Here is an 18,498-nt window from a genome sequence, read left to right on the forward strand (position 1 = left end):
GCCCTCGTATCCGCTGGGTATTTACCCGCCACATCAGAATCTTAGCAGAGTTCATCCTTCGACATAAGGTCAGATCCAGTAAGACAACGCCAGCGGTAAAACGAGAATGGTTGCCAATGTCGAAACCAGAATGAACCCCGCAACGTCCGGTCTGTATTCGGGCATGTGCTGATCAATGAACAGATAAGTTGCGACCGATGACGGCATCAGACAACACAGGATGACCGCCCCACGTTCAGCCCTTGTGAACCCGAAGGTCCAAACCAACACTGAGGCAATCAGTACCGCCATCCCAAGGTGCAGCATGGTCAGAACCACTGACCGGCCCAAGCTTTGAACGCGTAGACCAGCCAGCGTGTGGCCCAGCGTCAAAAGCATAAGTGGGATCGAAAGGCCGCCCAGGATGTTGAACGATTTGGCCACGGGTGCAGGCAAGCTGTACCCAGTCGCCATCAGGCCCAGCGAAATGGCGACAGCGTAGATAATAGGCGAGGTTACCAGCTTTTTGGCCGAGAACGCTCCGGCCGGTATCCACATGCCTACGGTAAAGATACTGATCAACACAACGACCACGAACGCCATCGTATAGGCCATCCCGGCATCGCCCAGCGCCAGCAGAGTAATCGGCAGACCGATATTCCCGACATTCCCATGCATCAACGGCGTCAGAAATGCCCGCACCGGCAACTGCATTGCCCTAAGCGCGACCAATCCCAAGATGCCGAAGCCCGCAATCGCCAGAGCCGCGGCAGCCATGACGTCGACAAATGTGCCAACGGCAATATTCGTTGTCGACAGATGCGAGATAATCAGCGTCGGATACCCGACCCGAGAAACGATCCCGCCAACAACTGTGTTGTCGAAAGGTGCCCGAGTGATGGCCAAAACGTAACCGATCCCCGCGCAGATAAGTACAGGCAGCACCACATTCAGCACATTCAGGAATATCTGTTCCATCTCAAGCCCTTCCCGCTGCTGCCTCAGGCCCACAGTGAGACAAGGGTGCTAAACTGGCAAGCAACACGTCCTTTCTTGGGTCTGTGAATTCGCAACAGGCTTTCAGAATGGCGTTTCGGGTTCTTCCCTTCCACGTTTCCACAACATATAGTGGTGTTCAACAACGTGTGGTCAAACACGGCGGGACTTGGGAATACAGGCATGGCACACATTATCGTAGTGGGGAACGAGAAGGGCGGCGCGGGCAAATCGACCGTCTCGATGCATGTGGCCACTGCGCTGGCGCGGCTGGGTCACAAGGTCAGCACTCTGGATCTGGATTTGCGCCAACGCAGCCTCGGCCGGTACTTCGAAAACCGTGCCAATTTCCTGAAAAACTCGGACCTGTCTCTTCCCAGCCCCCGCCATCATGACCTGCCCGAGATTGACGCGACCAAGTTGAAACCGGGCGAAAACATTTATGACCACCGCCTTTCAGCTGCAGTGGCAGAATTGGAAAGCGACAGTGACTTCATCCTGATTGACTGCCCAGGCTCGCATACCCGCCTCAGTCAGGTTGCGCATTCTCTGGCCGATACGCTGATCACGCCGCTGAATGACAGTTTCATCGACTTTGACTTGCTGGCCCGCATTGACTCGAAAGGCGAGAAAATCCTTGGTCCCTCGGTCTATTCCGAGATGGTATGGAACGCGCGCCAGTTGCGGGCACAGGCAGGTTTGAAGCCCATTGACTGGGTCGTCGTAAGAAACCGTGTCGGAACCCAGCGCATGGTCAACAAGGAAAAAATGCAGCGCGCGATCGAGATGCTGTCGCAACGCATCGGCTTCCGCGTGGCCTCGGGCTTTTCCGAGCGAGTCGTCTTTCGCGAACTTTTCCCACGCGGCCTGACTTTGCTAGACCTCAAGGATATCGGGGTCAAACAGCTCAACATCTCGAACATCGCGGCCCGTCAGGAACTGCGAGACATGATGAAAGAGCTGAACCTGCCGGGCGTCGAAATCGACTTTTAGGTCCCTCTCGCAAGTCAAATTTTCGGAGTTTTCTGCCGCCCAAGCCCTCGGGTCGAACTGTCACAAACTGTACTAATGGACATTCGCGCCCGGCGAAGTATCCGCTTTTGAAGTCCGAACCAATCATTGAAGTCTAGTCTGTGCGCGACTTTTTGTTGATGTGTCTTCGCCATTGCCCCATAGAGGCAGTGCGCTGGGTGTTTGTCAGGCCACGCGCCCAGAGGGCAGGCAGCGAAAGCCAGACGAAGGACCCTTGTGGCCATCCCCACGACAGCAACACTTGCAACGGAATCCATGTCACTCCAACGTCCGGAAGAACGAGCCGCACCTGCGGCAATAGACTCAACCGGCGTGCGCATCATCAAGCGCATGGCGCTGTTCCTGCTGGGCCCGGTTTATTTCCTTTTCGTTGCGTTTGTGCCCTTACTCTGCAGTAAACGGCGGGGCTTTCGCGGCTGGTACTGGCGACTGGTCAAACGTGCTTGTTCGCGGCTTTTATGGTTGCTGAGCATCCGGACCGAGATGACACAGGCAGAAGTGGCAATGTTATCCGCTGACACCGGCAGCATCATTGTGATCAACCACCGCAGCCATCTGGATGGCTTCGCCCTGATGGATGCTCTGCCAGAGGCCAAGTGGATCACCTTTGCCGCCAAGAAAGAACTCTGCGACGCGGCCCTTTTACGCCGTGGGTTCAAGGGGGCCGGGCTTGTTGAGGTTGACCGCAAGAGCGGCAGTGTAGCGCTTGAAACACTTACCGCTGCTATCCAAGCAATGCCCGCACGCTGCTCTGTCGTGCTGTTCCCTGAGGGCACACGCACCCGGTCCGAAAGTCTTGGCACGTTCAAGGCGGGAGCTGTATTGGCCGCGCGCAATACGGGCCGGACAATCCGACCCATCGTCATCCACGATTCCGACCGCCTGTTGCCACGCGGCAAACACCTCCCAAAAAGTGGAACGATCCGGGTCGAGGTTCTGCCGCCATTCGAATGCGACCCATCCGCTTCAGTAGACGAAGACGTGTCTCGATTGAGAAATTCGATGATGGCCGTTTTCAATAATCGAATGCGTCGCTAATCATCCAAGAGACGTTCACTGTCATGCCAGCAGATCGACTGGATCGACGCCTTCATTGACAACCTTTCGTCAGTAGCAGTTTTCTGATGTTAAGCGGAACCGGCTGCGGTGCGCTCGCAGCCGACGCCTAATCTCCTGGCCGGTAGACCGTAAACAGCTCTTTCGGTTCGGGCACGCCACGCAGCATGTAGCGCCCGACCGAGATCAATTCCTTGCCGCAAGGCTGAGCAGCCCGAGCCACGTCATCCGAGATCAAAATGCGCTGACCCAAAGACCGATGCATCCCGGCAATACGCGCAGTCTGGTTCACCGCCGGGCCAATGACAGTGAAATCCAACCGGCTTTCCGACCCGATATTGCCATAGAGAATTTCGCCGGAATGCAGGGCCAGCGTGTAATTGGCCACCGGCAAACCATCTGCTTCGCGCGCGGCATTCAACTCTTCGATCCGGGATTGCAGCATCGGCACAGCCTTAAGCGCAGCCCGCGCGTCCGCGTCAATATCGCCAACATCAAACATGGCCATCAACCCGTCGCCCATGAACTTCAGGATATTTCCGTCATTGTCATGCACCACGCCCACCGCAACCGCGAGGTAATCATTAAGCATGTCGATGATCTCGTTTCCCGGCAGTTCTTCGGACAGGCTGGTGAACCCTTCAAGGTCGAAATTCCAAATCACAGCGTCGATTTGCTGCAATGACCCGCGTCGAATTTCGCCGGACAGCACGCGGCGGCCGGCATCGCGGCCCAGATAAACACGCATAAGATCTTTGGAGACTCGTGCATTCGAAGCCGATTTCAGCGCCAACCCAAGATGAGGCAACGCGGTGTGGATCAGTTCCAGATCGCTGTCTCGAAATCCTTCCGGCGCGTTTGACGTCCAGGACAAAAGCACCCCGTCCACCGTCTTTTTGGCATCGGGCGGCATGTTGTGCGTTGGCACGTCAAAAGCCACGCTGGTGGCATAGTAATCAGTTGCACCAACTTCTCGAAGCTCATTGATCAGAGGGTATTTGCTGGGTTCGTTCTGATCGACGATGCGTTCATGCACATAGTCGATGTCGTCATTGAGGATCGCGAACAAAGGACTGTTCTGCCAATCCTCGCTGACGTCTTCGGAATACTTGAATTTTTGATAATCTCCACCTCGTCCCTGATACCAGCTATAGCCAGTACCGCCATAGACAGGGTGCAGGGCCGATTGGGCCGCGTGAAACCGCATCAATGGCACGCCAAGTTCGACCAGACGGGTGCAATACCCATCCAGCAATTCTTCCTTGTCCGCGCCCTCAAGGCCGCGTGTCACTATCCAGTTGATCAAATCGGTTGATTTCGCCGCGTTGGGGTCCGGGGCTGTCATTTATTGTTATCCTATGTCCGCTCTGCACGTCATCTGGGGGCAATGGACGACAATTACCAGAGGTCACCCCATATCCGCCAGCTTTCTCAACATCCCGCGGAGCTGAGAGGCGTCATCCAGCCCTATCATGTTCGCCAATCTGGCGTCGTATCGCTTGGCGACCTCGCGCAGGTCCCGGTAAACCGACTGCCCCGTCGAGGTCAGCGTCAGGTGCTCGACCCGGCGATCGTTCTGGCTGGGTGTGCGCGTTAAGTATCGCCGTTGCTCAAGCTTGCTGACGGCGCGACTGATCTTGGTTTTGTGAATGCGAGCCCGCTCACCAATTTCTTTGGCCGTCATCTCACCGTAGTTACCCAAATGAAACAACACCCGCCATTCGGTGCGAAGCATCCCGTACCGTTCTTTGTAGACCCGTTGAAACTCCAGCGAACACTCCTCGGCCGCTCTGTTCAGCAGATAAGGAAGGAAATCCTGCAGATCAAATGCATCATTTTTTGCGGGGTCAGTGTCGGTCATGCTTGTTAGTTACAAAAACAACTATTAATTCACAAGCAGCAATGAGGAGGAGTACAGGATGAACCGTCCGACTGATCCACACCAGATGACGCAAGCCAGCAGCACTATTGGCACACATGCAGGCTATATGCCCGGCTTCGGGAACGACTTTGAAACCGAGGCCCTGCCCGGCGCGTTGCCACAAGGCATGAACAGCCCACAACGCTGCAACTACGGCCTCTATGGCGAACAGCTGAGCGGAACGGCCTTTACTGCAAACCCGCCCGAACGGACGTGGTGCTATCGCATCCGGCCCTCGGTCAAGCATTCACACAGGTATGAGAAGGTCGATCTGCCATTGTGGAAATCTGCCCCTTGCGTTGATCCCGATGTGATCAGCCTGGGGCAGTATCGCTGGGATGCAGTGCCGCATTCCGACGAGGGCCTGACATGGCTGTCAGGTATGCGCACCATGACCTCGGCGGGTGACGTAAACACGCAAGTGGGCATGGCCAGCCACATCTATCTGGTCACAGATTCCATGGTGGACGAGTATTTCTTCTCGGCCGATTCCGAACTGCTGGTGGTGCCACAGGAAGGCCGCCTACGTTTCGCAACTGAGCTGGGGATAATTGATTTGGAACCCAAAGAGATCGCGATTCTACCGCGCGGTCTTGTGTATCGCGTAGAAGTGCTGGACGGTCCTGCGCGCGGCTTTGTATGCGAAAACTACGGGCAGAAATTCGAACTGCCGGGACGTGGCCCGATCGGCGCCAACTGCATGGCCAACCCGCGTGACTTCAAGGCCCCGGTCGCGGCGTTTGAAGACAGAGAAGTGCCCTCGACCGTCACCGTCAAATGGTGCGGGCAGTTCCATAAAACGCAAATCGACCAAAGCCCGTTGGACGTGGTCGCATGGCATGGAAATTACGCGCCCTACAAATACGACCTGCGCACCTATTGCCCAGTCGGCGCGATCCTGTTTGATCACCCCGACCCGTCGATCTTTACCGTGCTGACGGCCCCATCAGGTCAGCCGGGGACGGCCAATATCGACTTTGTCCTGTTCCGCGAACGCTGGATGGTGGCCGAGGACACCTTCCGCCCGCCCTGGTATCACAAGAACATCATGTCCGAGCTAATGGGCAATATCTACGGTCAATACGACGCCAAACCGCAGGGCTTTGTTCCCGGCGGGATGAGCCTGCACAACATGATGCTGCCACACGGGCCAGACCGCGAAGCCTTTGACAAGGCGTCGAATGCAAACCTCGGGCCGGACAAGCTGGACAATACGATGTCCTTCATGTTCGAAACCCGCTTTCCGCAGCACCTGACCCCGTTTGCCGCAAACGAAGCGCCCCTGCAGGACGACTACATTGACTGTTGGACCTCTCTTGAGAAAAAGTTCGACGGAACGGCAGGGAAAAAGTGATGGATGCTGGTTACATAGTAATTGCTGTTTTCCTGGGCTTTGTATGCTTGTTTCTTTGGAGTCGGCGTGCGCGCTGGAACGGCAAGCGGGACCACTACAACCACAATCCAATGCCCGGCCACCGGCAGGACGGCTCATCCGGCGGAACCGACTTGAGCGACTGATCAACAGAAACAGGCACAAACGGCGCGCCCCTTAACGAGTCGCGCCGATAAAGACGACAAGGAACGCCAATGACCCTTTTGAAATCCTGGATCGCCTCGGCCAATAACGCGACCCACCCCTTTCCGCTGAACAACTTACCTTATGGTGTTTTCGCGACAGAAGGTGCCGAGCCGCGCTGTGGCGTTGCAATCGGGGACATGATTTTCGACATCACCAGCGCCGAGGCCGAAGGTCTGATTAACCTGATTGACGAACCCCTGTTCGACCTGCCCTTCTGGAACCCGTTGATGGAGCAAGGACCCGCCGTCTGGGCTGCCCTTCGCGCGCGCCTGACCAGCCTTTTGGCCGAGGGATCAGAAGAGCAAAACAGGGTTGAGCCCCTGCTTGTGGCGCAGAGCGACGCCGTATTGCATATGCCCTTCGCGGTCAGCGAGTACACAGACTTCTATGCAGGTCGTCACCACGCGCAAAATGTCGGCACCATGTTCCGCGGGTCAGGAAATGCCCTGCCCCCCAATTGGCTGCACATTCCGATCGGCTATAATGGCCGCGCCTCTTCTGTCGTTGTGTCAGGGACAGATATTCGCCGTCCTTGGGGCCAGCTGAAATCGCCCGATCATGACCGTCCCGCCTTTCTGCCCAGCCGCCGCTTTGACATTGAGCTTGAGATGGGCGCCATCGTTGGAACACCATCGGACGGTCCGATCTCGGTCCAAGAGGCGGACGACAACATCTTTGGTTATGTTCTGCTAAACGATTGGTCCGCGCGCGATATCCAGGCGTGGGAGTACCAACCGCTCGGACCGTTTCAGGCCAAAGCTACAGCCACGTCGATCAGCCCGTGGATCGTGACCAAGGCAGCGCTTGAGCCCTTTCGCTGTGACACACCCGCGCGCGAGCATGAGCTGTTAGATCACCTCAAGGATTGCGGCCCAATGTTGTACGACATCGACCTTTCCATCACGATGGCTCCGTCCGGAAAACCAGCAAGCATCATCGCCCGCACCAATTACCGTGAGATGTATTACTCTGCCGCGCAGCAACTGGCGCATCACACGACGTCGGGCTGCCCAATGAATACTGGTGATTTGCTGGGCTCAGGCACCATCTCGGGGCCAAGGAAACCTGAACGCGGCTCGCTATTGGAACTCAGCTGGAGCGGGAAGGAACCGCTGACGCTGAACACGGGCGAGACCCGCCGCTTTATCGAAGACGGCGACACCATGACCCTGACCGGCGCGGCAAAAGGCGACGGTTATTCGATCGGCTTTGGCGATTGCGTAGGAACAGTATTGCCCGCACTAGAAAACCCATTCGCACGATAAGGAACCCAACATGGCCAAAGCATTCGCGTCCCAGGGGGACATGTCCGAGAAGAAGACTTCATTTACCGAGATCGGTGACGGGCTCTATGCGTTCACCGCCGAAGGCGACCCGAATTCCGGCGTCATTATCGGCGATGACAGCGTCATGATTATCGAGGCCCAAGCGACACCGCGTTTGGCACAAAAAGTCATCGACTGCGTCCGATCGGTTACTGACAAGCCAATCACCCACGTTGCGCTAACCCACTATCACGCCGTGCGTGTGCTGGGCGCCAGCGCGTATGGAGCACAGCAGATCCTGATGTCGGACATGGCCCGTGCGATGGTCGTGGAACGCGGGCAGGAGGATTGGGATAGCGAATTCCAACGCTTCCCTCGCCTGTTTGAAGGGCACGAGAGCATTCCGGGCCTCACATGGCCCACCACCACCTTCAGCGATACAATGACGGTCTACCTGGGCAATCGCCGGGTTGACCTGATGCATCTGGGCCGCGCTCATACGGCGGGTGATATCGTCATTCATGTACCCGATCAGAACGTCATGTTCACCGGCGACATCGTCGAATACCACTCGGCCTGCTACTGCGGCGACGGGCACTTCGGCGATTGGGGCGATACCTTGGATGCAATCAGCCTGTTCGACGTCGACGCCATCGCTCCGGGACGCGGAGACGCCCTGATCGGCAAAGAGATGGTGAATGCAGCTATTGAAAGCACCCGTGATTTCGTCGACAGCACATATCGCCCTGCAGCAAAGGTTGCGGCACGTGGTGGCTCTTTGAAAGAAGCATGGGACGCCGTGCGCGCCGAATGTGACCCCAAATTCGCGGATTACGCGATCTATGAACACTGCCTGCCCTTCAACGTAGCCCGCGCCTATGACGAGGCGCGCGGTATTGACACGCCACGCATCTGGACCGCCCAACGCGATCTGGACATGTGGGAGGCCCTGCAAGGTTAAGGACAAACCGTCGCATTTGATCCAGATCGTTTTTCGTCGGCGTATTCGATGGAACCATTCCCATAGGGCCTTGGCCTAGCCTCGCCAGAGGCAAGCAGTTGCGTCAACGCATCGGGGAGAGAAACCATGAACAAGATCTTCGAAACACCGCTCTATGCTTATGGGCGCAGCCCGGATCAGGACACTGCGACACCTGTACGCCACAAGGTCATCGTTGTTGGTGCCGGTCCAGTCGGCCTTACCGCAGCCATCGACCTGGCCCAGCAAGGTGTTGGGGTCGTTGTTCTGGACGACAACGACAAGGTCAGCTTTGGCAGCCGGGCGATCTGTTTTTCGCAACGCACATTGGATATCGCCGACCGGTTGGGGTGCGGCAATCCGATGGCCGAAACCGGGGTGCAATGGGAGGCGGGCAAGGTCTTTTTCGACGACCGCAAAGTCTATGAGTTCGACTTGCTGCCCGAAAAAGGCTTTGCCAACCCCGCCTTCGTGAACCTGCAACAATATCATCTTGAGAAAATTCTGGTCGACCGTGTCCGCGCTTTGCAGGCCGAAGGTGCACCGATCGAAATTCGCGGCCGCAACAAGGTCGAGGCGATCGGCACCCATGACGACCACGTCAAGCTTGAGGTCGAGACGCCAGAAGGCCCCTATAACGTAGAAGCCGACTGGCTGATTGCGTGCGATGGCGCGCATTCTCCGACCCGCCGGATGCTGGGGCTGGATTTCGACGGCCGGGTATTCGAAGACAATTTCCTGATCGCCGATGTAGTGATGGAGGCCGATTTCCCGTCCGAGCGCTGGTTCTGGTTCGACCCGCCCTTCAACCGGGGCCAGTCCGCGCTGCTGCACAAACAGCCTGACAATGTATGGCGCATTGACCTGCAACTGGGATGGGACATCGACAAAGAGCGCGAGAAACGCCCCGAAAACGTCATCCCCCGCCTCAAGGCGATGCTGGGCGAGGATGTGGAGTTCGAACTCGAATGGGTCTCGATCTACACATTCCAGTGCCGCCGGATGGAGAGGTTCCGCCATGGACGTGTCCTATTTGCCGGGGACAGCGCCCATCAGGTCAGCCCGTTCGGCGCGCGCGGGGCAAATTCGGGCATTCAGGACACCGACAACCTGTGCTGGAAGCTGAAACTGGTGATCGACGGGAAAGCACCTGAACTGCTACTGGATAGTTATAGCCGCGAGCGCGTTCAGGCAGCAGATGAGAACATCACTATGTCGACCCGCTCGACCGATTTTATAACGCCCAAATCCGAAATGTCCCGTTTGCTGCGCGACGCGGTACTGGACCTGAGCGAGCAATACGAATTCGCACGCCCTCTGGTGAATTCCGGGCGTCTTAGCGCGCCCTGCACGTACAAGGGATCATCGCTCAGTTCGGCGGACGCACTGAATGGCCCAGATATCACATGCCCGGGTTCAGCCTGTCCAGACGCGCCTTTGGGCGACGAATTCCTGCTGCCGAAACTGGCCGGAAAATTTACGCTGCTGACGATAGACGCCGAAGCGCCTGAGCGCCTGGAAGAAGGCGGTATCCAGGCCACGCGCTTGGCATTGTCCGTGAAGGATGACCTGACGCTGGAGTTAAAGCGTCGCTATCTGGGGGATGCGGACAGCGCCGTCTATTTGATCCGCCCCGACCAGCATGTGGCCGCCCGGCGGGACACTTTCGAAGAAAACGCGTTTCGGCAGGCGATGCGCCGTGCCACTGGAAAGGAGTAAGTAGGATGGCTGACTTGATCCTCACACCGAATTTCGACAATGCGGACGACTTTTATGCCAACCTGCTGGCCCTGCATGACGGGCTGGACAAGCCAGACAGCGACGCGCTCAACGCACGACTGGTCCTGGTGTTGGCCAACCATATCGGCGACGCCGACGTCTTGTCTCAAGCTTTGAAAACGGCAGAATTACCTGACGACCAAAACTGACAGGAGGTAAGGATGAGCGTCATACTGTATGATTTCTGGCGCTCTTCAGCCAGTTACCGCGTGCGCATCGCGCTGAATTTGGCTGGGGTCGCCTATCGCGCGGTTTCTGTCGATCTGGCCAGTGGTGACCAAAAGTCTGACACGCATCTGGCACGTAATCCGCAAGGGTTGGTTCCCGTGCTTGAGATTGACGGCCTGCGGCTGACTCAATCGCTGGCGATCATAGATTATCTGGACAACACGCGGGGGCTGGGTCCGTTGCCCGCTGAACCCGCAGCCCGCGCACAGTCATTGGCCTTGGCCCAATCCATCGCGGTGGATCTGCACCCGGTCTGCAACCTTTCGGTTGCGCGCCACGCCACCTCGCTGAGCCACGATGCCGACAATATGCCCGGCGACTGGATGCGCCATTTCATCCGCCCCGGCCTTTTGGCGTTCGAAACCCTTTTGGGCGATTTTGAACAATCCCCCTACTGCACAGGCGCACAGCCCGGTTTGGCCGATCTGTGTCTGATACCTCAGCTATACAACGCACGTCGCTGGCAGGTCGATCTGACCGGGCTACCCCGTATCCTGAGTGTCGACGCGGCCTGCGCAGACCTGCCTGCTTTTACACAGGCGCACCCGGACCGGCACGCGCCTGAATGACCGCACAGGGTCTGTGTGCGCACGTTAGTAGGAAATAGAACCGCGGTGGCATAAAGTCTTCTCAGCAAGGATGGAGGCCCCTATGCCCGAGATCACCGGCTATCACGCCCATGTCTATTTCGATGCTGATACTCAAACACTCGCGCAACAGCTTTGCCAAGAAGCAGGTCGCCTGTTCCCCGTCGAGATAGGTCGGATGCACGCCAAAAATGTCGGCCCGCATCCGCGGTGGAGTTGCCAATTGGCATTTGCCCCGGACGCCTTCGATCAGGTCATTCCATGGCTGATGGTGAACCGGCAAGGATTGACCATCTTTACGCATCCCGAAACCGGCCAACATCTTGAGGACCACCGGGATCGCGCCATCTGGATGGGCGAGATGCTGAAGCTGGACCTGTCGATCTTTGACCGAATGGGTGCTTAGCCCAGCGCTTTAGCCTGATCCCGCAGCTTGAACTTTTGGACCTTGCCGGTCGACGTCTTGGGCAGCGGCCCGAACACCACCGTCTTGGGCGCTTTGAAATGGGCCATGTGATCGCGACAGAATGCAATGATGTCTGCCTCACTCGTTTGCGTGCCGGGCTTGAGTTCGACAAATGCACAGGGCGTCTCGCCCCATTTATCATCGGGCCGGGCGACCACGGCAGCCTCCATCACGGCGGGGTGTTTATACAGGATATCTTCCACTTCGACCGATGAAATGTTCTCGCCCCCCGAGATGATGATGTCTTTGGACCGGTCTTTGAGCGCAATATAACCATCGGGGTGCATCACTCCCAGATCGCCCGAGGCGAACCATCCGCCGTTGAACGCCTTGTCGGTCGCATCTGGGTTTTTGAGATACCCCTTCATCACGACATTGCCCTGCATGAATATCTCGCCCATGGTCTCGCCATCGGCAGGCACAGGGGCCAGCGTTTCAGGGTCGGCTACCATCAGCCCAGACAAGGCCGTGTACCGCACACCCTGCCGTACCTTCAACGCAGCGCGTTCGTCTGCATCTTTAGTGTTCCACTCGTCTTTCCAAGCGCAGACAACCGAAGGGCCGTATGTCTCGGTCAGCCCATAGACATGGGTGACCTCGATCCCCATCCCTTCCATATTCGCGATAACTGCCGCAGGTGGCGGAGCACCAGCGGTCATCACTTTGATCTGGTGATCGAAATCCTTGAGGTGATCCGGCGCGTTCGCCAGCATGTTCAGAACGATCGGCGCACCGCAGAAATGCGTGACCTTTTCGTCGCGGAAAGCGGCATAGATCGGCTCGTCCCGCACAGCGCGCAAGCAGACCGAAACCCCCGCATTCGCCGCCATCGCCCACGGGAAACACCAACCGTTGCAGTGAAACATCGGCAGGGTCCACAGATAGACCGAGTCTTTGGGCATATCCCAATCCAACAGATCCGACTGCGCATTCAGCATCGCACCCCGGTGATGGTACACAACACCCTTGGGATTGCCCGTTGTACCCGACGTATAGTTCAGGGTGATTGCGTTCCATTCGTCATCTGGCAAAGACCACGCGAACTCTGGATCGCCTTCAGCCAGCAGCGCGTCATAGGTCAGCGCCCCAAGCTTCTCACCGCCTTCAAAGCTGTCATCTTCTATGTCAATCACCAGCACGTCGTGATCGACCTGTTTCAACGCCTCTTTGACGACGCCCGAGAATTCTGGGTCAACCAGCAGGGCCTTGGACTCTGCGTGATTCAGGATAAACGCGATGATCGGTGCATCCAGTCGCGTGTTGATGGCGTTCAGCACCGCCCCGGACATTGGGACACCGAAATGCGCCTCGTACATCTCGGGGATGTTGGCGGCGATGATCGAGACGATGTCGCCCTTGCCGATCCGGCGCGCGGCCAAAGCGCCAGCCATTTGGCGGGACCGGGTATATGTCTCGGCCCATGTGTACCGGCGCGCGCCGTAAACAACGGATGGATAATCGGGATAAATCTGCGCAGTCCGCTCTATGAAACTCAGCGGCGACAAGGGCGTATAATTTGCCCGGTTCCTCCCCAGGTGACGCTCATAGATATTGGCTTCGGTCATCAGCTACCCCTCCCTTGTTGCACGGGACTTGATCACAATCCTGCGGGCAAGACAAATTCGTAGAAATACGCGCACAGTCATGGACTGGCGATACGCGATGATGCAATCTGGCCCTATCTACGGATGGCCATTCGCGGTGATCTGAGCCATCAAGAACACACAGGCCGGGACCCAGTTCCCGCACCTTGCGCACCCATACCTTGTGAAAGGACATGTCATGGACGGCACGTTCAACGAAAACGATCTTTCCCGCGTGGTCGAGGCCGACCGCGCCCATATCTGGCATCATCTGATCCAGCATAAGCCGTTTGAAACCAATGATCCGCGTATCATTGTCGAAGGCAAAGGCATGCGCGTTTGGGACCAGAACGGCAAGGAACATCTGGACGCCGTCTCGGGCGGGGTCTGGACGGTCAACGTGGGCTATGGCCGCGAATCGATCTGCAAGGCGGTCTATGACCAGTTGATGAAGCTGTGTTATTTCGCCCAGTCGGCCGGGTCGATTCCGGGCTCGATCTTTGCGGAAAAGCTGATCAGCAAAATGCCGGGGATGAGCCGGGTCTACTATATGAACTCAGGCTCTGAGGCGAATGAGAAAGCCTTTAAGATGGTCCGCCAGATCGCCCACAAGAAATACGGCGGCAAGAAGACCAAGATTCTGTATCGCGACCGGGATTATCACGGCTCGACCCTGGCGGCGATGTCAGCGGGCGGTCAGGACGAACGCAACGCGCAATACGGCCCCTTCGCGCCGGATTTCGTGCGCGTGCCGCATTGCATGGAATACCGCAAGCACGAGCTGGACGGCGCCCCCGAAGAAAACTTTGGCGAATGGGCGGCTGACCAGATCGAAGAGGTCATCCTGCGCGAAGGCCCCGATACTGTCGGCGCGCTTTGCCTCGAACCCGTGACCGCTGGCGGTGGTGTGATTGAGGCCCCCGAAGGCTATTGGCAGCGCGTGCAGGAGATCTGCGACAAGTATGACATCCTGCTGCATATCGACGAAGTTGTCTGTGGCATTGGTCGTACCGGCACATGGTTTGGCTATCAGCAATACGGCGTGAAGCCTGACTTTGTGACCATGGCCAAGGGCGTCGCCTCGGGTTACGCCGCCATCGCCTGCATGGTCACGACCGAGGAAATCTTTGACATGTTCAAAGACAATGTCGACGACCCGATGAATTATTTCCGCGACATCTCGACCTTTGGTGGCTGCACCGCCGGCCCGGCGGCGGCGATCGAGAACATGCGGATCATTGAAGATGAAAACCTGCTGCAAAACTGCACCGACATGGGTGCGCGCATGATGGGCAACCTGCAAGAGCTGATGGAAAAGCACAAGGTCATCGGCGACGTGCGCGGCAAGGGCCTGTTCCTTGGTGCTGAGCTGGTCTCGGACCGCGCAAGCCGCGAGCCGGTGAACGAAAAGATGGCACAAGCGGTTGTGGCCGACTGCATGGCGCAGGGCGTAATCATCGGTGTGACCAATCGCTCGGTCCCGGGCAAGAACAACACGCTGTGCTTCTCACCCGCGCTGATTGCCACTCCGGACGATATTGACCAAATCACCGACGCGGTGGACGGTGCGCTCGGGCGGGTTTTCGGGTAACACCCTACTGTTCGGAATACTTGAAAACCGGCGTATCTCGCGCCGGTTTTTTTATTCACCCGTCATTTCCGACCATAAACGATCTACATAAGCCTTTGCTTCTAGGACAGCTGCCTCTTCACGCCCCGGCACAATTTCGCTTTTTGACAGGATCGTTCGGATATCATGCGCGACTAGAAAGTGAACTTTGCAATTCACGGTTTTTGGGTGGTATCGGCAACGAGCGCGTAGGTCAGGAATGGGGCTGGACAGCTTTAAGAGCGGAACATCGAGATCTTCCTCATTTTGTTGTTTAGGGTCGCTTCGCATTTTTACCGCGATTTCGCGCTCGCCCCAACACCAAGCGCTATCAGCCAAATCTGTACGTCGCGAACACCATTCCTCGAACTGCTCGCAATTGGCCTTGACCCAACAATCATTACCGGGATTCCGAATGACCAACCAAGAAAAGTCCAGGTCCGTCGCCTCAAATCCTTGGAAAAACTCATAGGTATTCGGCTGGCCAAAGCTGGCATTGCAAGTGTTAGGGCTTTGGCCCTGCGCGACTTTGCACCGCGTTCCAATGGAAACGATGGGGGATACTGGTATCGTAACTACATTCGAACCAAATGCTCCAGACACGGTCGTTAGCTCCATCTCAGCCCGGAAACGCTCCTTCGTGCGTTCAACGCTCTCGTTCTGCTGATACATTATCAAGCCCACACCAATCGGAAGGGACGCAGCCACGGAGAGAATGACCACCTGAGTGACTCTACTTCCCTCAAAGTACCCAACCAAACTCGCAACCGCCATTCCAAGTCCAACGCTAGAAACGGGAACCAAAAGAAAATACGCCGTGGCCAACTGCGAAATTTGGGTACTGAGATCGTTGGGAACGCTACGCGTCATGCCAAAGGCTATTGCTCCCGCAACAACTGCTAAAAGTATTCCCAGAAAGAACAGCCCACCTTTAAGCGGGCGGCCTTTTCCAAGCGAATAAGAAACCGAAAAAGCGATGAAAAAAGCCAAGTAGCCTATGAAAAAAATAACAACCATTCGAAACCAAATTTTGAGAACGATGGTAAGTTACAACCGATAGATGAAAATAAAAAGCCGCCCCAAGCGGGACGGCCTTTCATTCACTGTCTCTGTATTCAGAGGATCAGGCAGCCAGAGCGGCCTGAGCTTGGGCGACAATCGCGCCGAACGCTTCCGGTTCGTGCACGGCCAGGTCGGCCAGAACTTTGCGGTCCACTTCGATACCGGCCAGGTTCAGGCCGTTGATGAAGCGGGAATATGTCAGAGCCTCGTCATGCGAACGGACAGCAGCGTTGATACGCTGGATCCACAGCGCGCGGAAGTTACGCTTGCGGTTCTTGCGGTCGCGGGTTGCATACTGGTTGGCCTTGTCGACGGCCTGACGGGCAACCTTGAAGGTGCTCTTGCGGCGGCCATAGTAACCTTTGGCGGCCTTGATGACCTTCTTGTGACGGGCGTGAGTTACGGTTCCACCTTTAACGCGGGACATGTTGGTATCTCCTCTTAGCGGTCGTAGGGCATGTAGCCCTTGACGATCTTGGCGTCGGGGGCGGACAGGGTGGTGTTGCCACGGGCGTCGCGGATGAACTTTTTGGTCCGCTTGATCATGCCGTGCCGTTTGCCGGCCTGGCCAGCAAGGACCTTACCGGTCGCAGTCACCTTAAAGCGCTTCTTGGCGCTCGACTTGGTCTTCATCTTAGGCATTTCCGTCTCCTTCCAGGGTTCGGTTTCAGACGCGACTCGGCATGCCATCTCGGCCGGTCACGCGATCAGAAGCGCCGTTTACGCAAGTTCGGCCATACTGGCAAGGGGGTTTTGACCAGAATCTGCGCTTTTCGCAGGCGGGTCAGGCACCGGGGCGACGTAGGCCGCCCCGGTGTAGGGGGTTAGTGGCCGAACTTGCGGATTTCACCGCTTTTCAGCCGGGCCACATAGCTGGCCAGTTCCTCACGCACGACTTTCATCAGGAAGTAGAGCGCAAAGACGTTCACAACCGCCATGGCAAAGATCGCCGCGTCCGAGAAATCGATGACCGGGTCAAGGTTGGCCGCCGCACCGATCACCACGAACACACAGAAGATGATCTTGAAGATCAGCTCTTTGGTCTGGCCTTCGCCGAACAGATAGGTCCAGGCTTTGAGGCCATAGTAGGACCAGCTGATCATGGTCGAGAAAGCGAACAAAATTACAGCAATCGCCAGAACATACTTGAACCAGCCAAAGGTGCTGGAAAAGGCAGCCGAAGTCAGGGTGACGCCTGCATTTCCATCAACAGTGGCAATGCCACTGCCGTCTTCTGTCAGCATGTAAAGGCCAGTTTGCGGGTCGATTATCAATTGTTGGGTGATGATGATCACCAGTGCGGTCATGGTACAGATCACGACCGTATCGATGAACGGCTCAAGCAGCGAGACGAAGCCCTCGGTGATCGGTTCTTTGGTCCGCACGGCAGAGTGTGCGATCGCTGCAGAGCCCACCCCCGCTTCGTTCGAAAAAGCGGCACGCTTGAAACCTTGGATCAGTGCACCGACCATACCGCCGGCGACGCCGAGGCCCGTAAAAGCACCTTCGAATATCTGGCCGAAAGCCCAACCGATCTGATCCGCGTTCATTAGGATAATGGCCAGCGCAGCCAGCACATAGATGACACCCATGAACGGCACGACCTTTTCCGTCACGCGCGCGATGGATTTCAAGCCACCGACGATTACCGCAAACACGATACCAGCAAAAACCAAACCGGTGATCCAGCCGGGATAGTCTCCGGTTATGTCCGCAATCTGCTGATGCGCCTGATTGGCCTGGAACATATTGCCCCCGCCCAGCGCGCCCAGAATACAGAAGATCGAGAACAGAACGGCCAGTATTTTACCGCCCGGCAGACCCAGCTCATTGAACCCTTTGGACATGTAATACATCGGACCACCGGACACGGTGCCATCCTCGTATTCGTTGCGGTATTTCACGCCCAACGTACACTCGGTGAATTTCGAGGCCATACCCAGAAGGCCCGCGACGATCATCCAGAAAGTCGCTCCCGGCCCGCCAATCCCGACGGCCACCGCAACACCGGCGATATTGCCCAGACCAACAGTTCCCGACAGCGCGGTTGCAAGCGCCTGAAAGTGGCTGACCTCACCCGCATCATTGGGGTCGGAATAGTCGCCCTTTACAAGGCTAACGGCGTGGCCAAAGAACCGGAACTGAACAAAAGCGAAATACAGTGAAAAGACCGTCGCGGCGACAACCAGCCACCCCACGATCCATGGGAAATCCGTGCCGGGAAACGGCGCGAAGATAAAGCTGACGAACGGGCCGGTAAAATCGGCAAAAGCCTGATTGATCCTGTCGTCCAGACCCGTGGCCTCTTGGGCCATTGCGGGGCTTGCGCCCAGCATCACGGCGGCGGCCAGCGCTGTTTTCTGATAGATACTCATTT

At 57.0% G+C, this 18,498-nt stretch carries 18 protein-coding genes; 10 read left to right on the top strand and 8 right to left on the bottom strand.

Features of this window, described 5'->3' with window-relative positions; translation table 11 throughout:
* Nucleotides 1–69: 69 nt before the first annotated feature.
* Entirely contained in the window at nucleotides 70–957 is an 888-nt protein-coding gene (locus ACR3EG_RS16230; protein ID WP_480497303.1) for an AEC family transporter, read from the bottom strand.
* Between the two features lie 201 nt (nucleotides 958–1,158).
* Here ACR3EG_RS16230 and ACR3EG_RS16235 point away from each other — a divergent pair, with 201 nt between their 5' ends.
* Both ACR3EG_RS16235 and ACR3EG_RS16240 read left to right on the top strand, forming a co-directional pair.
* Nucleotides 1,159–1,968 (top strand): division plane positioning ATPase MipZ, encoded by an 810-nt coding sequence (locus ACR3EG_RS16235; RefSeq protein WP_170356096.1) that lies wholly within the window; start codon nucleotides 1,159–1,161, stop codon nucleotides 1,966–1,968.
* Nucleotides 1,969–2,262: 294 nt separating this feature from the next.
* Nucleotides 2,263–3,045 carry a lysophospholipid acyltransferase family protein gene (locus ACR3EG_RS16240; protein ID WP_480497305.1) on the top strand — a complete coding sequence of 261 codons (783 nt, stop codon included), beginning with the start codon at nucleotides 2,263–2,265 and terminating at the stop codon, nucleotides 3,043–3,045.
* Between the two features lie 127 nt (nucleotides 3,046–3,172).
* Here ACR3EG_RS16240 and ACR3EG_RS16245 read toward each other — a convergent pair whose 3' ends face one another.
* A complete protein-coding gene (locus ACR3EG_RS16245) occupies nucleotides 3,173–4,408 on the bottom strand; it encodes an adenylate/guanylate cyclase domain-containing protein (protein WP_170754974.1) in 1,236 nt (411 codons plus the stop codon).
* A 63-nt stretch (nucleotides 4,409–4,471) separates the two neighbouring features.
* A complete protein-coding gene (locus tag ACR3EG_RS16250) occupies nucleotides 4,472–4,924 on the bottom strand; it encodes a MarR family winged helix-turn-helix transcriptional regulator (RefSeq protein ID WP_480497308.1) in 453 nt (150 codons plus the stop codon).
* Nucleotides 4,925–4,982: 58 nt separating this feature from the next.
* Here ACR3EG_RS16250 and hmgA point away from each other — a divergent pair, with 58 nt between their 5' ends.
* From hmgA to ACR3EG_RS16285, 7 genes are all read left to right on the top strand, one after another.
* Complete coding sequence (hmgA, locus tag ACR3EG_RS16255) at nucleotides 4,983–6,338, top strand: homogentisate 1,2-dioxygenase (RefSeq protein ID WP_480497310.1); 1,356 nt, start codon at nucleotides 4,983–4,985, stop codon at nucleotides 6,336–6,338.
* Between the two features lie 233 nt (nucleotides 6,339–6,571).
* The gene (gene fahA, locus ACR3EG_RS16260) at nucleotides 6,572–7,828 is read left to right on the top strand and encodes a fumarylacetoacetase (protein ID WP_480497311.1); all 1,257 of its coding nucleotides are present in this window, start codon (nucleotides 6,572–6,574) and stop codon (nucleotides 7,826–7,828) included.
* A 10-nt stretch (nucleotides 7,829–7,838) separates the two neighbouring features.
* Nucleotides 7,839–8,789 carry an MBL fold metallo-hydrolase gene (locus ACR3EG_RS16265; protein WP_480497313.1) on the top strand — a complete coding sequence of 317 codons (951 nt, stop codon included), beginning with the start codon at nucleotides 7,839–7,841 and terminating at the stop codon, nucleotides 8,787–8,789.
* A 126-nt stretch (nucleotides 8,790–8,915) separates the two neighbouring features.
* Complete coding sequence (locus ACR3EG_RS16270; RefSeq protein ID WP_480497314.1) at nucleotides 8,916–10,526, top strand: FAD-dependent oxidoreductase; 1,611 nt, start codon at nucleotides 8,916–8,918, stop codon at nucleotides 10,524–10,526.
* A gap of 5 nt (nucleotides 10,527–10,531) precedes the next feature.
* Nucleotides 10,532–10,735 carry a DUF2783 domain-containing protein gene (locus tag ACR3EG_RS16275; RefSeq protein ID WP_480497316.1) on the top strand — a complete coding sequence of 68 codons (204 nt, stop codon included), beginning with the start codon at nucleotides 10,532–10,534 and terminating at the stop codon, nucleotides 10,733–10,735.
* Nucleotides 10,736–10,747: 12 nt separating this feature from the next.
* Nucleotides 10,748–11,383 (top strand): maleylacetoacetate isomerase, encoded by a 636-nt coding sequence (gene maiA, locus ACR3EG_RS16280; RefSeq protein ID WP_480497318.1) that lies wholly within the window; start codon nucleotides 10,748–10,750, stop codon nucleotides 11,381–11,383.
* Between the two features lie 82 nt (nucleotides 11,384–11,465).
* Nucleotides 11,466–11,807, top strand: coding sequence for a DOPA 4,5-dioxygenase family protein (locus ACR3EG_RS16285; protein ID WP_480497320.1), 342 nt, complete (start codon nucleotides 11,466–11,468; stop codon nucleotides 11,805–11,807).
* On the opposite strand, the gene ACR3EG_RS16290 is transcribed toward ACR3EG_RS16285, so the two are convergent.
* Nucleotides 11,804–13,432, bottom strand: coding sequence for an acyl-CoA synthetase (locus ACR3EG_RS16290; RefSeq protein WP_480497322.1), 1,629 nt, complete (start codon nucleotides 13,430–13,432; stop codon nucleotides 11,804–11,806). The two genes, ACR3EG_RS16285 and ACR3EG_RS16290, sit on opposite strands and share 4 nt — an antisense overlap.
* Before the next feature lie 217 nt (nucleotides 13,433–13,649).
* Between ACR3EG_RS16290 and ACR3EG_RS16295 the strand changes: the two genes are divergently transcribed.
* On the top strand, nucleotides 13,650–15,041 hold the full coding sequence (locus ACR3EG_RS16295) for an aminotransferase family protein (RefSeq protein WP_480497324.1): 1,392 nt from the start codon (nucleotides 13,650–13,652) through the stop codon (nucleotides 15,039–15,041).
* 51 nt (nucleotides 15,042–15,092) lie between these two features.
* Here the strand turns inward: ACR3EG_RS16295 and ACR3EG_RS16300 are convergent, their stop codons facing one another.
* The 4 genes from ACR3EG_RS16300 to ACR3EG_RS16315 form a co-directional block, all read right to left on the bottom strand.
* A complete protein-coding gene (locus ACR3EG_RS16300) occupies nucleotides 15,093–16,076 on the bottom strand; it encodes a hypothetical protein (protein ID WP_480497326.1) in 984 nt (327 codons plus the stop codon).
* Between the two features lie 106 nt (nucleotides 16,077–16,182).
* On the bottom strand, nucleotides 16,183–16,548 hold the full coding sequence (gene rplT / locus ACR3EG_RS16305) for a 50S ribosomal protein L20 (RefSeq protein ID WP_298849411.1): 366 nt from the start codon (nucleotides 16,546–16,548) through the stop codon (nucleotides 16,183–16,185).
* Nucleotides 16,549–16,562: 14 nt separating this feature from the next.
* A complete protein-coding gene (gene rpmI / locus ACR3EG_RS16310) occupies nucleotides 16,563–16,763 on the bottom strand; it encodes a 50S ribosomal protein L35 (RefSeq protein WP_010443552.1) in 201 nt (66 codons plus the stop codon).
* Between the two features lie 182 nt (nucleotides 16,764–16,945).
* Nucleotides 16,946–18,496 (bottom strand): alanine/glycine:cation symporter family protein, encoded by a 1,551-nt coding sequence (locus tag ACR3EG_RS16315; protein WP_480497328.1) that lies wholly within the window; start codon nucleotides 18,494–18,496, stop codon nucleotides 16,946–16,948.
* Nucleotides 18,497–18,498: the final 2 nt, after the last annotated feature.

The sequence above is a fragment of the Ruegeria sp. AM7 genome (assembly GCF_056535965.1).